14 protein-coding genes and 2 pseudogenes are annotated in these 16,474 nt (G+C 74.6%); 10 read left to right on the forward strand and 6 right to left on the reverse strand.

Features of this window, described 5'->3' with window-relative positions; genetic code table 11:
- Positions 1-43 precede the first annotated feature (43 nt).
- The gene (locus tag ACFWTC_RS04320; protein WP_383915432.1) at positions 44-760 is read right to left on the reverse strand and encodes a DUF6333 family protein; all 717 of its coding nucleotides are present in this window, start codon (positions 758-760) and stop codon (positions 44-46) included.
- A 176-nt stretch (positions 761-936) separates the two neighbouring features.
- On the opposite strand from ACFWTC_RS04320, the gene ACFWTC_RS04325 reads away from it, so the two are divergent.
- Positions 937-1,221 (forward strand): hypothetical protein, encoded by a 285-nt coding sequence (locus tag ACFWTC_RS04325; RefSeq protein WP_383915431.1) that lies wholly within the window; start codon positions 937-939, stop codon positions 1,219-1,221.
- 361 nt (positions 1,222-1,582) lie between these two features.
- On the opposite strand, the gene ACFWTC_RS04330 is transcribed toward ACFWTC_RS04325, so the two are convergent.
- Positions 1,583-2,497, reverse strand: a complete 915-nt coding sequence (locus tag ACFWTC_RS04330) for an ADP-ribosylglycohydrolase family protein (RefSeq protein ID WP_384026370.1) — start codon at positions 2,495-2,497, stop codon at positions 1,583-1,585.
- Between the two features lie 294 nt (positions 2,498-2,791).
- Between ACFWTC_RS04330 and ACFWTC_RS04335 the strand changes: the two are divergent.
- From ACFWTC_RS04335 to ACFWTC_RS04365, 7 genes and pseudogenes are all read left to right on the forward strand, one after another.
- Positions 2,792-3,334, forward strand: a pseudogene (locus tag ACFWTC_RS04335) (hypothetical protein); the annotation flags it as partial.
- 155 nt (positions 3,335-3,489) lie between these two features.
- Positions 3,490-3,897, forward strand: coding sequence for a hypothetical protein (locus ACFWTC_RS04340; RefSeq protein ID WP_383915429.1), 408 nt, complete (start codon positions 3,490-3,492; stop codon positions 3,895-3,897).
- Between the two features lie 150 nt (positions 3,898-4,047).
- Positions 4,048-4,656 (forward strand): ECF RNA polymerase sigma factor SigK, encoded by a 609-nt coding sequence (gene sigK / locus ACFWTC_RS04345; protein WP_383915428.1) that lies wholly within the window; start codon positions 4,048-4,050, stop codon positions 4,654-4,656.
- Positions 4,656-5,423, forward strand: a complete 768-nt coding sequence (locus ACFWTC_RS04350; RefSeq protein ID WP_384026367.1) for an anti-sigma factor domain-containing protein — start codon at positions 4,656-4,658, stop codon at positions 5,421-5,423. Before sigK ends, ACFWTC_RS04350 begins: the two co-directional genes overlap by 1 nt.
- Positions 5,424-5,554: 131 nt before the next feature.
- On the forward strand, positions 5,555-6,598 hold the full coding sequence (locus ACFWTC_RS04355; protein ID WP_383915426.1) for an oxygenase MpaB family protein: 1,044 nt from the start codon (positions 5,555-5,557) through the stop codon (positions 6,596-6,598).
- Positions 6,580-8,811 carry a tetratricopeptide repeat protein gene (locus ACFWTC_RS04360; protein WP_384026364.1) on the forward strand — a complete coding sequence of 744 codons (2,232 nt, stop codon included), beginning with the start codon at positions 6,580-6,582 and terminating at the stop codon, positions 8,809-8,811. Before ACFWTC_RS04355 ends, ACFWTC_RS04360 begins: the two co-directional genes overlap by 19 nt.
- Positions 8,808-10,406 carry a phytoene desaturase family protein gene (locus ACFWTC_RS04365; protein WP_383915424.1) on the forward strand — a complete coding sequence of 533 codons (1,599 nt, stop codon included), beginning with the start codon at positions 8,808-8,810 and terminating at the stop codon, positions 10,404-10,406. The genes ACFWTC_RS04360 and ACFWTC_RS04365 overlap by 4 nt, the downstream gene beginning before the upstream one ends.
- 107 nt (positions 10,407-10,513) lie before the next feature.
- Here ACFWTC_RS04365 and ACFWTC_RS04370 read toward each other — a convergent pair whose 3' ends face one another.
- Together ACFWTC_RS04370 and ACFWTC_RS04375 are read right to left on the reverse strand one after the other, a co-directional pair.
- Complete coding sequence (locus ACFWTC_RS04370; protein ID WP_383915423.1) at positions 10,514-10,963, reverse strand: nitroreductase family deazaflavin-dependent oxidoreductase; 450 nt, start codon at positions 10,961-10,963, stop codon at positions 10,514-10,516.
- Positions 10,964-11,037: 74 nt separating this feature from the next.
- A complete protein-coding gene (locus tag ACFWTC_RS04375) occupies positions 11,038-12,237 on the reverse strand; it encodes an FAD-dependent monooxygenase (protein WP_383915422.1) in 1,200 nt (399 codons plus the stop codon).
- A gap of 87 nt (positions 12,238-12,324) precedes the next feature.
- Here ACFWTC_RS04375 and ACFWTC_RS04380 point away from each other — a divergent pair, with 87 nt between their 5' ends.
- Complete coding sequence (locus ACFWTC_RS04380) at positions 12,325-12,948, forward strand: TetR/AcrR family transcriptional regulator (RefSeq protein WP_384026361.1); 624 nt, start codon at positions 12,325-12,327, stop codon at positions 12,946-12,948.
- A 266-nt stretch (positions 12,949-13,214) separates the two neighbouring features.
- Here the strand turns inward: ACFWTC_RS04380 and ACFWTC_RS04385 are convergent.
- Positions 13,215-13,481, reverse strand: a pseudogene (locus ACFWTC_RS04385) (winged helix-turn-helix domain-containing protein); the annotation flags it as partial.
- Positions 13,482-13,843: 362 nt separating this feature from the next.
- On the opposite strand from ACFWTC_RS04385, the gene ACFWTC_RS04390 reads away from it, so the two are divergent.
- On the forward strand, positions 13,844-14,218 hold the full coding sequence (locus ACFWTC_RS04390) for a hypothetical protein (protein ID WP_383915420.1): 375 nt from the start codon (positions 13,844-13,846) through the stop codon (positions 14,216-14,218).
- Positions 14,219-14,370: 152 nt separating this feature from the next.
- Here the strand turns inward: ACFWTC_RS04390 and ACFWTC_RS04395 are convergent, their stop codons facing one another.
- A complete protein-coding gene (locus ACFWTC_RS04395) occupies positions 14,371-16,221 on the reverse strand; it encodes a serine hydrolase (RefSeq protein ID WP_383932778.1) in 1,851 nt (616 codons plus the stop codon).
- Between the last annotated feature and the right edge of the window lie 253 nt (positions 16,222-16,474).

Genomic DNA, 16,474 nt, shown 5'->3' on the forward strand with positions numbered 1-16,474 from the left:
CACGTCGCGACCCTCGACCCCAGGGGCACACGCCGACTTGCGCCTAGACGAAGTACAAGCTCTCCATGTCCCTCACCGAGCCTTCGGAGTGCCGCACACGGAACGCCGTCGTCTCCATCTCCTCCCACCCCCACGGATCCGAATGCCCGAGCGCCAAGCCCCCCAGGCCCGCCCAGTAGACCTCGTTAGCGGGCTCGTCCAGGTCGACGCCGGCGTTGTCCACCATCCACCCCCTGAGATCCAGGGACGCGATCACCGCACGCGGATCGCCCGAGATGACGAACGGCTCATCACCCGGCCATCCCGATGCGTGGAACATCGCTCCGTCCGGCAACCACACGATGTTCTCGGTGTGCTCCATCCCCCCGTGGTAGGAGACCCGTCCCACGATCCGCGCATCCGGGAACCGCTCCCGCAACTCCTTCGCCGCCGACCGGAGCGGCTCGTCGTTGCCGTCGGTCGCGAACGCGGGAGTCGAGATGCTCAACATGCCACCCCACGCGGCAGCGTGCACGATGTCCAGATCAGACCGTGCCGCCGATGGGAGCGGGGTCTGCGCGGAGCGCGGCCCGAGGTCCTCCAGGACAGCCTCGATGCCCTCGAACGACTCGACGAACGCGCGTGCGCGCTGAGGGTCGTTGGGGGGCAGGTTACGGGGGTCGACGTTGAATGGCGCCTCGAACGCCGTCAGGTGGCACAGACTCATCGAGCCGCGCACGATCCGGTCCGGCGCCGAGGTCCAGTAGGTGTTCTCGTTCATGCGGGCCACCGTAACGGCCGGCGATGACAGAAGCGCCGTTACCTAGGCGTCCGGTTGTGCAGCGTGGCATTGCGTGAGACCGCCTACGCCTTCTCGTCCAGCACCAGGAACTGACGTACCATCAGGTCTCTGTCCGTCTCTGCTGTGGGCGGCTGCGGCCGGTGATGGTGCTGGTCATGCTGACCGATGCATTGTTCTGGGACTCGCTGGTGTTCGCTGGGATCGACGAGGCGGATGTCGAGGCGGTCACGGCTGCGTTCGGTGCGAGGACTGCCCCGTACGCACGGTTCACGACTCGACTCAACCGCGCCCTGGAGCGGGTGGGGCTCGCGCTGGCCGGGTGGATTGGCGCCCGGTTGGCCGCCCAGCTGGGCTTCGGGGCGGGACGGATGACCTTGCTGCGTAGGCATGGCTCTGCCGGAGCGGACTTCGAGTCGAAGGAACTTCCGGCACGGCAGTAGTTCGAAGGCTGCCGTCCTCGCGGCCGCGCGGTTGCAGACGCCGTACCCCGCCACTACGCAGACGCCTGCGTCGAACAGGTCCGCCACCCCGGACCGTGCCTGCGCTGGTGTGGATACCGGGGGAACTGCTGCACCCGCGCGCCTGTTCTCGTGCTGCCGAAGATCTGCAGTCGGATGGGACGCTCGTTGGGGTGACACGCCTCGTGACCTGCGGTGTACCAAAGTGCCAACTATCTCTCTGATTCTGCCCCTCCAGCCGCTGACGCTACTTGGCATCAGTGCAGGTCACGAAAGGTTGCCTGATGCCAAGTAGCAATCCTGGTCACACGCGGCCGTCAGGCGGCGGGCGAAGCGCGGCGGGTCACTGCTCCGCCACGTCCGGGGGCAGCGGTTCGCGGGCTGCGTGCCAGGCGGGCGGGAGCGTGGCGACGCCCGTGCGAGCGGCGACGACCCCGCCCACGATGGCGCACGTGGTGTCGATGTCGCCGCGCCCGGCAACGGTGGACCACAGGCCCCCGTGCAGGTCGTCGAGGTGTCCCGCCGCGCACCAGAGGGCGTAGGGGACGGTGTCGGGCCCGGACATCCGGTAGCCGGAGCCCAGGACCGCCGCGGCGTGGCGGGCCGAGGTGTGCGCCGGCATCCGGGCCGCCGTCCGCACCCCGGACCGGACGTCGCCGACGGGCAGCCGTTCGGCCACGGCCATCAGGAAGTCCGGCCGCGCCGGGGCGGCTCCGCCCCGGCTGCGCGTGGCCAGCGCCGCGGCCACGGCGACCGCCACCGCCCCCGCGGCGGCCTCCGGGTGGTGGTGCGACACCGCGCTCTGCCTGGCGGCCTGCGAGGCGACGGTGCGGAGGTCGGCGGCGTGCCAGGCGCCGAGCGGGGCGACGCGCATGGCCGCGCCGTTGCCCCAGGAGCCCTGGCCGCTGAATTGCCCGGTGACCACGTCCCGCCAGGGCTCGCCCGCGCCGATCCGGCGGAGCACGTCGTGCATCGAGGCGCCGTAGCCGCGGTGCGTGTCGTCGGCGTAGGCCTCGGCGAGGCGCAGGGCGAAGCGGTCCTGGTCGACGGCGCCGCCGCCCTCGGCGAGTTCCCGGACGAGAACGAGCGCCTGGGCGGTGTCGTCGCTCCACCGCCACTGCGGATCCGGGGGCAGGATCCGTGCCTCCAGGGCTGCCGGGCCTTCGCGACGCAGGATGCCGAACCAGCGGTCGCCGAAAGCGTCTCCGAAGGCGAGCCCGGACAGCGAGTCCAGCGCAGCGGCAGGCAGGTTGATCATCGGAGCAGTATGGCAAAGGGCCGCGCCCCCGGCCGGTGCCCCGGACCGCCTCGTCGCCGTCATGGCCGTGATCGGCCTCGCCGGGTTCTTCGGCGCCGGTCTCGTGTACCGGGGCGAGAAGCGACGGCTCAAGGCCGCGACCGCCGAGACGCGCCGCGGGACGGGGACGGGGACGGCGACGGCGGGGGCGACCGGAACCCGGAGGAGCCGTCACCGCGGACCGGCTCACCCGCGCGGGACCCGCCGCCGGTGCTCCGGCCGGTGCTATCCGGTTGCCCGGGGCGGTGGTGACCTGCCCGCACCGCCGCCACCAGGGCCGACGCCCTCGGCCTCCCGTTCCTCTGCTCGTCGGCCGTCCTCGACGCGCTCACCGAGCAGCCGACGGACCGGAACGCGCGCCTCGCCCCGGCGCAGTCCCACGGCTGGCGGATCTACGCGGACCACCTCCTGGCCGCGGGCCACCACCGGATCGCCGTGGCCGCCGAGCCGAGCGTCTACTGGACGTCCGGGACCCGCATCCTGCGGGACCACCTCGCGCCGCGCGGCGGCACCGTCACCGAGCTCGACGCGCGCACGCTCGCCCCCGCGGCCGTCTGCGACGCGCTCGTCTACCACCGCGCGACCGCTCCTCCTCCTCCTCGTCGGCCACCCGGAGCCGACCGGGAGCGCATCGCCGCGTCCTGGCCGGATGTCGCGGCCGAAGGGACCCGCGGGCGGATCCGGTTCTCCCGTACGTCGCCGGACAGCGGCGTGTGGCAGTGGGCGTGGGCGCCCGTCCGGGTCGTCGACCGGGATCCGGCGCGACCCGATCGTTTCCGGACCCTGCACGAGGGGTGAGAGCACGCGGCGGCCGACGCACCGGCCATCGTCGCATTCCGGGAGCTATCTCATATTTCCGAACTTTTCATCCATCCAGCGGGCGACCCACTACGAATTACTTGTGTCACAGCACTCACTGCTCTCGCACCAGCGGGGGCGAGGAGGTGGGATCCATGACCGTCCCCATCCGGATCAGGCGCATGGCCGTGGCCGCGGCCGCGACGGGAATGCTGGTCGGCGGTGCGGCGCTCGGCGCCGCGGCACCGGCCGTCGCAGCCCCCGCGTCGTCCGTGGCGACCGCCGTCAGCGGGGATCGCGACCACGGCAAGCAGTGCCACTGGAAGAAGGGGCACTGGGACCATCGGTGGGTCAAGGGCCACTGGGAGAAGAAGTGGGTCAAGGGCTACGACTGGGACCGTGACCGCGACCACAAGGGCGACCACCGCAAGGGCGACCACCGCTACGGCGGCCACAACGACTGGCGCGGCCACAACGGCCACTGGAAGTGGGTGTACGTCCCCGGGCACTGGGACACGCACTGGGTCCCGGGCCATTGGGTCTGCTGGGACAGGCACCGCTGACGGCGCCCTGCCCGCGGGCACGACGGATGGTTCACGAGGGCCCGCAGCCGCGGGCCCTCGCTGCGGCGGACCCCCTCCGGATGCGGCCGCTCCCGAATGGTGATGGGATCGGAAGTCCGGTGCTGCACTCGGACGACCACTGGATGTCGGATGGCGGACACGGCAGGCGAAGGCGCGGAGCCGCCCGGTGAACCCGAGGACCTCCGAACCGGGGAGACCAAGGGGCTCGACGCCCAGCTCCTGCGGGCCGCCGAAGGCGACCGCGACGCGTTCGCCCGGGTCTACGACGCGCTGACCGTCCCCGTGATGGGACTGGTCTGCCGCATTCTGCGGGACGCCGACCAGGCGGCGGAGGTGACCCAGGACGTGATGGTCGAGGTGTGGCGTACGGCGGGGCGCTTCCGCCCCGAGCTGGGCAGCGCCAGGGCATGGGTGCTGGTGCTGGCCCACCGGCGCGCCGTGGACCGCGTCCGCTCCGTACGGGCCCGGGGCGAGCGGGAGGAGAAGGCCGCCCTGCTGGACCGGACGACCCCCTTCGACGAAGTGGCCGCGGAGGTCGAGGAACGCGACGAGCACGCCCAGGTGAGGCGGTGCCTGTCGGCGCTGACCGAGGTCCAGCGGGAGGCGGTCCTGCTGGCGTTCTACCAGGGCATGACCTACCGGGAGGTGGCGCGCTCGCTGGAGTCGCCGGAGGGCACGGTCAAGTCCAGGCTCCGCGACGGACTGCAACGGCTGCGCGCGTGCTTGGAGGCGTCCTGATGAGCATCGCTTCCGACCCGCACGCCGCCCTCGGGGCCTACCTGCTGCACGCACTGCCGCCGGACGAGGAGAGCGCGTTCGCGAACCACCTGGCGGGCTGCGACAGCTGCCGGCGGGAGCTGACCGCCCTGATGCCCGTCCTGGTCCGCCTCTGCGCCACCGAGGGGATCGCGCCGCCGCCCGGCCTGCGCGAGCGCGTACTGGAGCAGATCGCCGGTACGGCCCAGGAACCCGGCCGCCCCGCCCACCGCGCGGACCCGGCCGCCGGTCCCCGGGCGGGCCGGCGCGGCGGGTCGAGCGCACCGCTGCGCTGGGCCCTGGCCGCGTGCCTGGCCGCCGCGGCCGCCTTCGGCGGCATCGCCGTCTGGCAGCACCAGGAGGCCTCGCAGGCCCGTACGGAGCTCCGCCGGGCCGGACCGGCGGCGCAGCTCGCCGAGGTGCTGGCCGCCCCCGACGCCGTGATCGGCACGGCCGACTTCGGCGACGGCGCCACCGGGTGCGTGGTCGTCTCGCGGGCCGAGAGCCGGGCCGCGTTCATGGCTTCCGGGCTCCCCGAGCTGACCTCGGACCAGGTGTACGAGCTCTGGTACGACGACGCGGGCACACCCCGCTCGGCCGGGACCCTGAACGGGCGCGGCAACTGGCACATCAAACTGCTGGACGGCCCCGTCGAACAGGCCACCGCCCTCGGCATCACGGTCGAGCCCGCCGGCGGCTCCGCGCAGCCCACCGGCTCGCCCATCGGCCTCATCGACATTCCGGCCTGACGCCGGCGGTGCGGGCCGCCGGGCGGGCGGGTGGGACGGGGCGGCGCCGGGTAGGACAGGGGGGCGCCGTCCGGCGGGGGCCGGGCGCAGCGGGCGGACGAGCGAACCGAGCCGAACCGGGAGGACAGCCGATGGGCGGGACGGGCGGGACGGACGGAGCTCCGTCCGCCGAGCGCGCCGGCGGCGCCGACCCCGGGCTCTTCGGCCCGCGGTCCGTCACCTGGCAGTGCCACGGCGACCCGGTGATGTGGATCGCCGGGGTCCGGGCCCTGTACCTCCAGGCCCTGCACCCGCGGGCCGTCCGCGGGGTCGTGGAGAACAGCACGGTGTTCGGACCGGGGCGGGAGCCGGGGGACGCGCGACACCGGAAGGGCCCACGGGGCCGGGGCGGCCCGCGGGACCGCGGTGACGCCTGGGGGCGCCTCCTGCGGACCGCCGACTTCGTCGGCACCACCACCTACGGCACCACCGAGGCGGCCGAACGCGCCGGCGCCCGCGTCCGCAAGATCCACCGCATGCTATCCGCCACCGACCCGGACACGGGCGAACGGTTCCCCGTGGACGACCCGAAGCTGCTGCTCTGGATCCACTGCGCCCAGATCGACAGCTTCCTGCACGTCCTGCGCCGCTCGGGCGTCCCCCTCACCCCCGCCCAGGCCGACCTCTACGTCGACGAGAACCGGGCCGGCGCCCGCCTCGTCGGCCTCGACCCGGCCGGCGTCCCCGCCGGCACCGCCCAGCTCGCCGCGTACTTCGAGACGGTGCGCCCCGAGCTCGCCGCGGGCCCCGACGCCCGCGCCGTGGACGCCTTCCTGCGCAGCCCGCCGATCCACCCCCTCCTCGTACCTGGCCGAAACCTGCTGTGGGGTCCGCTGGCCGGACTCGCGTACGCGACGCTCCCCGGCTGGGCGCACCGGCTGTACGGGCGCCCAGCACCGGCCCCACTCACCACCACCCGGCGCCTGCGCCTCACCGGCCTCACCTTGCGCAGCATTCCCGCAGGTCTGCGCTGGCAGCTGCCACCAGGTCACATCTTGAAAGCGATGCGCCGCATGGGCCCCGGGAGCCGCCCCTCGCCGTACACACTGCGTACATCAGCGGCCATACTGGACGGGCCGGGGAGGGCGTGGCACGACGACGGGGGCGGCTTCACAACATGGCGGAGTCCAGACTGATCCAGGGCCGGTACCGGTCGCTCGATCTGATCGGGCGCGGAGGCATGGGCGAGGTGTGGCGCGCCCGCGACGAGTCGCTGGGGCGGCACGTCGCGGTGAAGTGCCTCAAGCCGATCGGCGCCGAGCAGGACGCGCACTTCACCCAGGTGCTGCGCGAGCGGTTCCGCCGCGAGGCGCGGGTCGCGGCGGCGCTCCAGCACCGGGGCGTCACCGTCGTGCACGACTTCGGCGACGACAGCGCCGCCGGGGGCTGCCTGTACCTCGTCATGGAACTGCTCGAAGGACGCAACCTCAGCCAGCTCCTGGAGGACAACGAGGCCCGCCCGCTGCCCGTGGACGTGGTCGTCGACATCGCCGAGCAGATGGCGGCCGCCCTGGGCTACACCCACGACCAGGGCGTGGTCCACCGCGACCTGAAGCCGGCCAACATCATGCGGTTGCCCGACGGCACGGTGAAGATCTGCGACTTCGGCATCGCCCGGCTCGCCCACGACATCGGCTTCACCGCCAAACTCACCGGCGGCGGCGTGGCGATGGGCACCCCGCACTACATGTCGCCGGAACAGATCGCGGGGGGCGAGGTCGACCACCGCAGCGACCTGTACTCCCTCGGCTGCGTCCTGTACGAGATCGCCACCGGCGCACCGCCCTTCGACCTCGGCGACTCGTGGTCGGTGCTGGTCGGCCACCGGGACAACGCGCCTGTGCCGCCGCGCGAACACCGGCCGGAACTCCCCGGCTACTTCGAGCAGGTGGTCCTGGAGCTGCTCGCCAAGTGCCCCGAGGACCGGCCGGGCGACGCCCGCCTCCTGCACCACCGGCTCGTCGAGGCCCGGATCGGCCCCGGCGGGCTGCCCGGCGCCCAGGCCCCGCTCCCGGGGTGGGCCCGCAGCATGACCGCCGGCCGCAAGGCCGGGATCGAGGCCCGCCCCGCGAGCGGGGAGTGGGCCGTGGTCACCGGTTCCTGGACGGCCGCCCGCGCCGCGGCCGGCGCCACCGGAGGAGACCGGCCCGCCGGTGCGTCGCCGTCCCCGTCCGCGTCCCTGCCCGGGGGCGCGGGCCCGCACGCCGAGCCGGTCCGCAACCCGGCCTTCCCCCCGGCTCCCGCGCAGGGCGCTTCCCGGACACCGGGCGCGGGGCCATACCCCGGGCAGGGCGGACTCCGCCGGATCGTCCGCCCCGAGCCCGCCGAGGACCCGCGCCTCACCGCCGAGTACGGCGTGCCGCGCCTCCCGGGCCCTCCCGAGACCGGGGTCGACGCCCTCGCCGCCGGCCACACCCGCGCCTTCGCCCTCAGCCGGTCCGGCCGCCCCGAGGCGGCGCTCGCCGTCTACCAGGCCGTGGCCGACGGGCGGGTGCGCGTGCTCGGACCGGACCACCCCGACACCCTCGCCGCCCGTCAGGAGACCGCGTACGAACTCGGCCGGCTCGGGCGGCACGCGGAGGCGTACGGGATCTACCGCGCCGTGCTCGTCGCCCGCGAGCGAACCACCGGGCCGCGCCACCCCGACACCCTGCGCTGCCGCCACAACCTGGCCTGCGCCCTGGGGGCCCTGGGGCGGTTCGCGGAGGCGCACGCGGCCGCCGCCGAGACGGCCGCCGACCGGGCGGCGGTCCTGGGCGCCGAGCACGCGGACACGCTGCTGACCCGCTACGAGGTGGCGTACGCGCTCGGCCGCCTGGAGCGCTGGCAGGAGGCCCTCGGCGTCTTCCGCGAGGTCGCCGCCGTACGGGAGCGGGTGCTCGGCCGCGACCACCCCGACACCCTGGCCGCGCGCTACGAGGCCGGCATCGCTCTCGGCCGCACCGGGAACCCCGCCGGGGCCCTCGACCTGTTCCGGGCCCTGGTCCGCGACCGCACCCGCGCGTACGGCGCCGCCGACCCGGAAACGCTCCGCGCCCGGCACGTCCTCGGCGTCAACCTGGGCCGCCTCGACCGCTGGGAGGAGGCGGTCGCCGAGGCCCGGGAGGTCGGCGACGCGCGGGCCCGGGCGCTGGGCGCCGAGCATCCGGACACCCTCGTCAGCCGCCGCGAACTCGCCGCGGGCCTCGGGCGGCTGGGGCGCTGGGACGAGGCGCTGCCCGTCTACCGGGACCTCGCGGGCATCCGCGAGCGGTCCCTGGGCGACGAGCATCCGGACACGGCGCTGGCCCACGCCGACGAGGCGTACTGCCTGGAGCGGCTCGGGCAGGTGTGCTACCAAGAGCCATGACGACCTCGCGGAGCTCCGGCCGGACCGTGTTCGACAAAGCCGTCTACGACGCAGTGATCGTGGGAGGCGGGCACAACGGCCTGGTGGCCGCCGCGTACCTGGCCCGGGCGGGCCGCTCGGTGCTGGTCCTGGAGCGGCTCGGCCACACGGGCGGCGCCGCCGTCTCCAGCCGCCCCTTCACCGGCATGGACGCCCGCCTGTCGCGCTACTCCTACCTCGTCTCCCTCCTCCCGCCGAAGCTCGTGCGCGACCTGGACCTGAGGTTCTCGGTCCGCCGGCGCACGGTCTCCTCGTACACGCCGACCCTGCGCGGCGGCCGGCCCGGCGGCCTCCTCGTCGGAGGCGGCTCCACCCGTACCCGGGAGTCCTTCGCGCGGTTGACCGGCTCGGACCGGGAGTACGACAGCTGGCGCGCCTTCTACGAGACCACCGGGCGGGTCGCCGGGAAGGTGTTCCCGACCCTCACCGAGCCGCTGCCCACCCGCGAGGAGCTGCGGTCCCGCATCGACGACGACGCGGCCTGGCGGATGCTCTTCGAGGAGCCGCTGGGGCAGGCGGTGGAGCGGCACTTCGACGACGACCTGGTCCGCGGCGTCGTCCTCACGGACGGGCTGATCGGCACGTTCGCGGACGCCCACGCCCCCTCGCTCGCCCAGAACCGCTGCTTCCTCTACCACGTCATCGGCGGCGGGACGGGGGACTGGGACGTGCCCGTGGGCGGCATGGGCGCGCTGACGCAGGCCCTCGCGGGGTCGGCGCGCGCGGCCGGGGCGGAGATCGCCACCGGGCACGAGGTCCTGCGGATCGACACGGACGGAACCGGGCCGGCCGAGGTGGTGTTCCGCACGGCGACGGGGGAGGGCCGGGTCGTCGGACGGACCGTCCTGGTCAACGCCTCGCCGCAGGCGCTCGCCGAACTCCTCGGCGAGGACCGGCCGCCGGCGCAGGCCCCCGAGGGGGCCCAGCTCAAGGTCAACATGCTGCTGCGGCGGCTGCCCCGGCTGCGGGACACCGCCGTCGACCCGCGCGAGGCCTTCGGCGGCACCTTCCACATCGCCGAGGGGTACACCGAGCTGGGCCGGGCGTACGCGGAGGCCGCCGCGGGCGAACTGCCGTCCGTACCGCCCTCGGAGATCTACTGCCACTCGCTGACCGACCCGACGATCCTCGGTCCGGAGCTCGTGGAGCAGGGGTACCAGACGCTCACCCTCTTCGGACTGCACGCGCCGGCGCGGCTGTTCCGGAAGGACAACCAGCAGGCGCGCGAGGTGCTCCTGACCGCGACCCTCGCGCAGCTGGACAGCCACCTCGACGAACCGATCACCGACTGCCTCGCCTTCGACGCGGACGGCCGGCCCTGCATCGAGGCGAAGACCCCGCTGGACCTGGAGCGCGAACTGCGCCTGCCCGGCGGCCACATCTTCCACCGGGACCTGTCCTGGCCGTACGCGTCGGGGGACGCGCAGGGCGCCGGCCGCTGGGGCGTGGAGACCGCCCACCGCAACGTCCTGCTGTGCGGCGCGGGGGCGGTGCGCGGCGGCGGCGTCAGCGGGGTCCCCGGGCACAACGCGGCGATGGCGGTGCTGGAACGCTGAGGCGGCGGGCGGCGGGCGGCGCGGAGCCCGTGGCGGCGGAGCCCGTCGGCGGCGGGATCGCCGGACGGGGTCCGGGGTCCGCGCTGCCGGTCGGCGTCGCGTCCCGCTCAGCCGGTCGGTTCGATGACGACGACGGGGATCTCGCGGTCGGTCTTGGCCTGGTACTCGTCGTAGGCGGGCCAGTGCCCGACCATCAGCGGCCAGTACGCCTCCCGCTCCTCAGGGGTCGCGGTGCGGGCCGTGCCCTGGAGGACCTCCGGGCCGACCTGGATGCGGACCTCGGGGTGCTCGGTCAGGTTCCGGTACCAGAGCGGGTCCGCCGGGTCGCCGCCCTTGGACGCGACGACCAGGTAGCGGCCCCCGTCCTCGCCGTAGATGAGCGGGGTCCGCACCGGCTTGCCGGAGACCCGGCCGATGGTGGTGAGCAGGAGGGTCTGGGTGCCGTTCCAGTGGTGGCCGTCCGCCCCGTTCGAGCCCACGTACGCCTTCACGTGGTCGAGCTGCCAGCTGCCCGGCTTGGGGTCGGTCGGGTGGTCCCAGTCGATGTCGGTCGTCATGCGGCTCAGCCTGCCTTCGTGTTGAACGGTCAACGAACTTCAACAACGAGTACGAACGTCCGCGGGCACGCTGTCTATGCCCGGGTCGGGGCGGTGACGGCCGGAAGGGTGAAGCCGTCGAAGAGGTCGTCCATCGCCCGGCGCGAGGCCCGGGCCGGGACGGCCCGCACGGCCAGGTCGCGCACGGTCGCCGCGAGGGGGTGGGTGACGGTGGCGACCCGGCCGGCCCGGCGGGACCGGACCCGGACGGCGTCGGTGCGCGCGCAGCGGGCCGCGCTGTAGGCGGCCAGGGCGCCGGGCACGCCGGACGTGCCGGCTCCGCTCAGCAGGTGCGCGAGGACCACGGCGTCCTCGACGGCCTGGCAGCCGCCCTGGCCGAGGTTGGGGGTCATGGCGTGGGCGGCGTCGCCGAGCCAGGCGAGGCGGCCCCGGTGGTAGCGGGGGAGCGGCGCGGCCAGGTCGTAGAGGTCGTGCCGGAGCACGGCGGCGGGGTCGATCCGCTCCAGGAGCGCGGGGATGGGGTCGTGCCAGGCGCCGAAGCGGCGCAGGAGCTCGGCGCGCGCGTCCGGCGGGTGCCGGTCCCCGGGCTCCGTGGCGGGGGTGACGGCGGTGGCGAACACGTAGGTGCGCCCGTCGGCGAGGGGGACGACCCCGAAGCGCTCGCCGCGCCCCCAGGTCTCGGCGGCGGCCGCGTCGGCGGCGCCGTCCGCGGGCAGGACCGTACGCCAGGCGGTCTCGCCGCTGTAGTGCAGGCCGGGGTGGTCCGGGAAGCACCGGCGGCGCAGCGGGCTGTGGATGCCGTCGGCGGCGACGGCCAGGTCGGCGGCGAGCTCGCCGGCGGTCGTACGGACCGCCACCGGGCTGCCGTCCGGGCGGTCGACGCCGGTGACGGTGGTGGCGTACCGGACGGCGCCGTCGGGCAGCGCGGCCGCGAGCGCGTCGGTGAGCGCGGCCCGGTGCACGGCGAGCGGCGGCCGGCCGTACCGGGCCGCCATCGCGGCGGTGTCGGCGCGCTTCAGCCAGCGGCCGTCCGGGCGCCGCAGGCCCATGGCGGCCGGGACGGCCCTGCCCGCGGCGCGGGTGGCGTCGAAGCCGATGGTGTCGAAGGCGCGCAGGGCGTTGGGGGCGAGCACGATCCCGGCGCCCACGGCGGTGGGGCCGGGCGCCCGCTCGCAGACGGTGACCCGCCAGCCGCTGCGGTGCAGGGCGAGTGCGGCGGTGAGCCCGCCGATCCCGGCACCCGCCACGACCGCATGACGCCGTACCTCTGCCATGACACGCTCCTGCCCGCCGACTCGACTTCAGTCTCTACACCTGTAGAGGCTGTACGGCTGCGCACTCTACACCTGTAGAGTGGTGCCATGTCCAGCCCCTCCCGTGCCCCCGACCGCCGGACGCTGATCGCGGACGCCGCGATCGGCCTCGTGTCCTCCGCCGGCCTCCGCGGCCTCACCCACCGCGCCGTCGACGGCGCGGCGGGACTGCCGGCGGGCAGCACCTCGTACTACTTCCGTACGAGGACGGCGCTGATCGGCGCCTGCTACCACCGTCTGGTACAGCTCGACTTCGCGGAGCACGACGCCGGCACGGAAGCGCCCCCCGCAGGGTCCGGAACACCGGCGCCGCCGGACCTGGAGGCCGCCGTGGTGCTGTTCGCGGGGCTGTTGTACCGCTGGCTCACGGTGGGCCGCGAGCGCCACCTGGCCCGCTTCGAACTCAGCCTGGAGGCGGTCCGCAACCCCGACTTGGCGCCCGAGCTCCAGCGGGCGGGCCGGGCGGCGCGCGCCCGCGCCGCGGCCGTGTTGGCCGCCCTCGGGGCGGAACACCCCGAGGAGGCCGCCGAGCTGCTGGCGGCCTGGACGGACGGCATCCTCTACGACCGCCTGGCAGGAGCCCCGGCCCACTCCCGCCCGGCCCCGGACCGGGCCGAACTCACCCGCACCACCCGCCGCATGCTGAACGCGGCCCTGAACACCGTCGCCTAGATGTGTTGTTACGGGGTGCCCTCGGCGTCCGCGTCGGCGGCCGGATCGGGGGCCCTCGGCGTCGGCGTCGGCATCGGCGTCCTCACGGTCGAACAGGGCCAGGGTGGCGACGGCTCCGCCGCCGGGGGCGTTGGCGAAGGCGAGTTCGGCGCCGATCACGCGTGCCTGGCCGGCGGCGATGGTCGGGCCCAGGCCGTGCCCCGGCCGCGTTCGGACCGCGAGGCGCCGTACGAGCCGCGTCGGCCCCACCGGCCGCGCGACCCGCATCAGCCGCGTCGGAGCTTGTAGCCGAAGCCCCGTGCGGTCTCGATGCGGTCGGCGCCGACCTTCGCCCGCAGCGGCTGGACGTGCAGGCCGACGACGCGGGGGTCGCCGTTCCAGCCGTAGTCCCACACCTCCCGCAGCAGCGCCGCCCGGTCCAGCACCACGCCCGGCCGGGCCGCGAACTTCAGCAGCAGTCTGAGCTCGGTCGGGGTGAGCGCGACCGCCTCGCCGCCCTTGCGCACCTCCCGGCCGTTCGGGTCGACGATCACCGTGTCGTCATCGACGAACAGCAGCCGGCCGGCCGGCTGCTGTTCGAGCACCTCGGTCACTTTGGTCAGCTCGGTCAGCGCGGTCAGCCTGGTCATGACTCCCCCGGACGTACCCGGGGCGGATCGCGCCCCCACGATCACCGTAGGCGGGCCGGTGGGCGTGTCCTGCCGGGGGCGCGTGCGCCGACGGCCCGGGAAGAGGCCGACCGGAGGTGTCGGCGGCGGAACCGGAGGGGGTTCGCGAGGCGGGCGCAGGGGTGAAGGTGTCTCCATCATGACAGGTCAGAGGGCATTTTCGTAGGACCAAGGGCACAGTGGTATGCCCTTGTTCGGGTACCTGTGCGGCTTTCAGAATCAGCGTCATGAATCACATGGCGAACATCAATCACGACGCGGTGCTGCGGGCCCGGGTGGCCCTCCTCGGATCGCAGGCGCTGCCGGTGCGGCAGCAGGTGGCCGCCTGTCGCGTGCTCGCCCAGGTGAGTCCGCTGGCGTATCTGCCCCTGCTGACCGTCGCCCTGTACGAATACAGCCGTCAGGAGTTCGCGCACCTGCCGGAGACGGCCCTGGCCCTCCGGGCCGAGTCCGTCGCGGCCGCCCGGCGCATGTACGGGTTCGAGTCCGATCGGGCGGAGCTCCTCGTGGCCGCGCTGGTCGCCTACAAGGAGCAGTTGGTTCTGATGGGGCGTGCGGGGGAGGTCGGTGCCGTGGACGAGGAGATCGCCCTCCTCGGTTAGGTTCACGCCCCCGCCTCGCCGGGCCGGCTGCGGGGTCGCCGTGGGGTCACTGCGGGGCCAAGACCCGGGTGAACGACGGTGCGTCACCGGCCTGGCCCGGTGTGAGAACGAAATCGGGCGGCCGACAGCGGCCGCCCCCATCCGAAGACGGCCTAGTCCGGCGAGCGGGTCCAGCCCGTGGCCTGGAGGCGGGTGGCGTCCGCCGGGCGGTCTTCCGTGAAGAGGAGGCGGGACGGTTCCGCCACGCGTAGGACGTCCACGTAGATCCCGCGCCCGACGTACCGGCCGGTGGCCGTGTGGCGGAAGCGGAGGTGTACCTCCCGGCCCGCCCATTCCGCCGCCAGGGGGGCTTCGAGGCGGTGCCAGACGCGCCCGGACCAGCCGCTCACCGAGCCGCGCGGCCACTGTTCGGGGGCTCCGCCCGTGGACCGGACGGTGCTGAACGGCAGTGCCTGCCAGGCCTGCCCGTCGGGCGAGGCCTCCAGATGGAGCGAGCCCTCGCCGGGGACGGTGTCCCACCACACGGCGCAGCGCAGCCGGGCGGCGTCCGTGGCCGGGGTGAGCGGCGGCAGGGTGAGGGTGCCCGAGCCGCCGGGGACGGTGCCGGAGAACCAGGCCGCGCCGCCGTGCCGCGTACGGACCGGGACGGCGCGGGCGAAGCGGTTGCCGACGGCCACGCGCGGCGCGCTGCCGGCCCGCCAGGTGCGTACGGGGTGGACGGAGTTGCCGAGGAGGATCAGGAAGGAGTCGGTGGAGGGGTCCAGGACGAGGGAGGTTCCGGTGAAACCGGTGTGGCCGGCGGAGTGCGGGGTGGCCATCGCGCCCATGTACCAGTGCTGGTAGAGCTCGAAGCCCAGGCCGTGGTCGTCGCCGGGGAAGGCGGTGTTGTAGTCGGTGAAGAGCAGCTCGACGGAGGCGGGGCGCAGGATGCGCCGGCCGGCGTACACGCCGCCGTCGAGCAGGGCGCGGGCGAGGACGGCCAGGTCCCAGGCGGTGCCGAAGACGCCGGCGTGGCCCGCTACGCCGCCGAGGGCGTACGCGTTCTCGTCGTGGACCTCGCCCCACACCAGACCGCGGTCCAGGCCGGACCAGGGCGGGCGTTGGACCTCGGTGGCGGCGGTCACCCGGCGCCAGGAGAGCGGTGGGTTGTAACGAGTGCGGTGCATCCCGAGCGGAGCAGTGATCTCGTCGTGGAGCAGGACGTCCAATGTGCGAGCGGTGATCCGTTCCAAGAGCAGCTGGAGAGTGATCAGGTTCAGGTCGGAGTACCGGTACACGGTCCCGGGGGTCTCCTGCGGCCGCACGGACCACAGCAACCTCAGCTGACCCTCGCGTGTGGACTCCTGGTAGAAGGGCGCCCACGAACGCAGCCCCGAGGTGTGCGTGAGGAGTTGGCGGACGGTGATGATCTCCTTCCCGCCGCCGGTGAACTCCGGCAGGTAGCGCCGTACGGGCGCCTCCAGTTCCAATCGGCCCCGCTCCATCTGCTGGACGGCCAGGATGGAGGTGAACAGTTTCGTGAGCGAGGCCAGGTCGAAGACCGTGTCCTCGGCCATGGCGATCCGCTCGGCGGCCGGGAACTCCCGGACCCGGTCGGTCCGCCCGTCGTAGTCGGAGTACCGGACGGCGTCGCCCATGGCGCGGTGCAGGGCGATGGTGCGGCCGCGGCCGGCGAGGACCACGGCCCCCGCGTAGTAGGGGTGTTCGGGGGAGGGGCCCAGGAACCGCCGCGCCTCGTCCGCCACCCCCTCGAGGTGCTTCTCCAGCAGCCCGGCCTGACGCGCCGACCCGTAGCGCAGCCGCAGCCCCTGGAGCGCGCGCCGCTCGGCGGGGCTGCCGGTGGCCCCGGCGGCCCCGGGCAGGGCCGCGTGCAGGACAAGTACCCCGCCGAGCGCGAGCAGCCGGGCCCCGAGCCGCCGCCGACTCAGCCCACCCCCGCCACCGTCTTTTCCCCCCTGCCCCGTCGCACCCTCGGCGGCGACCATGCCCCTGCCTGTGACCATGCCTGGTGCCGGTGCCGGTGCCGGTGCCGGTGCCGGTGCCGGTGCCGGTGCCGTGGCCGTGGCCGTACCCGTACCCGTACCCGTACCCGTGCCCGTGCCCGTGCCCCCGGTCCGTTCCGGGCCCCCGGCTGTGCCCGTAACTCCGGCCGTGCCCGTTCCGGGGGTCCCGGCCGCGTCTCCGGTTGTACCAACCGTACCGACCGCCCCGTGGGTCCCGCCCGTCCCGCGGTTCGGGCGAACGGGGTTGCCCGGC

The sequence above is a fragment of the Streptomyces sp. NPDC058619 genome (genome assembly GCF_042717785.1).
Classification (GTDB): domain Bacteria; phylum Actinomycetota; class Actinomycetes; order Streptomycetales; family Streptomycetaceae; genus Streptomyces.

What these genes read in the sequence shown, in the direction of transcription:
- ACFWTC_RS04320 (WP_383915432.1), bottom strand. Translation starts at nt 760, where the DNA reads ATGAACGAGAACACCTACTGGACCTCGGCGCCGGACCGGATCGTGCGC.
- ACFWTC_RS04325 (WP_383915431.1), top strand. Translation starts at nt 937, where the DNA reads ATGCTGACCGATGCATTGTTCTGGGACTCGCTGGTGTTCGCTGGGATC.
- ACFWTC_RS04330 (WP_384026370.1), bottom strand. Translation starts at nt 2,497, where the DNA reads ATGATCAACCTGCCTGCCGCTGCGCTGGACTCGCTGTCCGGGCTCGCC.
- ACFWTC_RS04340 (WP_383915429.1), top strand. Translation starts at nt 3,490, where the DNA reads ATGACCGTCCCCATCCGGATCAGGCGCATGGCCGTGGCCGCGGCCGCG.
- sigK (WP_383915428.1), top strand. Translation starts at nt 4,048, where the DNA reads ATGGCGGACACGGCAGGCGAAGGCGCGGAGCCGCCCGGTGAACCCGAG.
- ACFWTC_RS04350 (WP_384026367.1), top strand. Translation starts at nt 4,656, where the DNA reads ATGAGCATCGCTTCCGACCCGCACGCCGCCCTCGGGGCCTACCTGCTG.
- ACFWTC_RS04355 (WP_383915426.1), top strand. Translation starts at nt 5,555, where the DNA reads ATGGGCGGGACGGGCGGGACGGACGGAGCTCCGTCCGCCGAGCGCGCC.
- ACFWTC_RS04360 (WP_384026364.1), top strand. Translation starts at nt 6,580, where the DNA reads ATGGCGGAGTCCAGACTGATCCAGGGCCGGTACCGGTCGCTCGATCTG.
- ACFWTC_RS04365 (WP_383915424.1), top strand. Translation starts at nt 8,808, where the DNA reads ATGACGACCTCGCGGAGCTCCGGCCGGACCGTGTTCGACAAAGCCGTC.
- ACFWTC_RS04370 (WP_383915423.1), bottom strand. Translation starts at nt 10,963, where the DNA reads ATGACGACCGACATCGACTGGGACCACCCGACCGACCCCAAGCCGGGC.
- ACFWTC_RS04375 (WP_383915422.1), bottom strand. Translation starts at nt 12,237, where the DNA reads ATGGCAGAGGTACGGCGTCATGCGGTCGTGGCGGGTGCCGGGATCGGC.
- ACFWTC_RS04380 (WP_384026361.1), top strand. Translation starts at nt 12,325, where the DNA reads ATGTCCAGCCCCTCCCGTGCCCCCGACCGCCGGACGCTGATCGCGGAC.
- ACFWTC_RS04390 (WP_383915420.1), top strand. Translation starts at nt 13,844, where the DNA reads ATGAATCACATGGCGAACATCAATCACGACGCGGTGCTGCGGGCCCGG.
- ACFWTC_RS04395 (WP_383932778.1), bottom strand. Translation starts at nt 16,221, where the DNA reads ATGGTCACAGGCAGGGGCATGGTCGCCGCCGAGGGTGCGACGGGGCAG.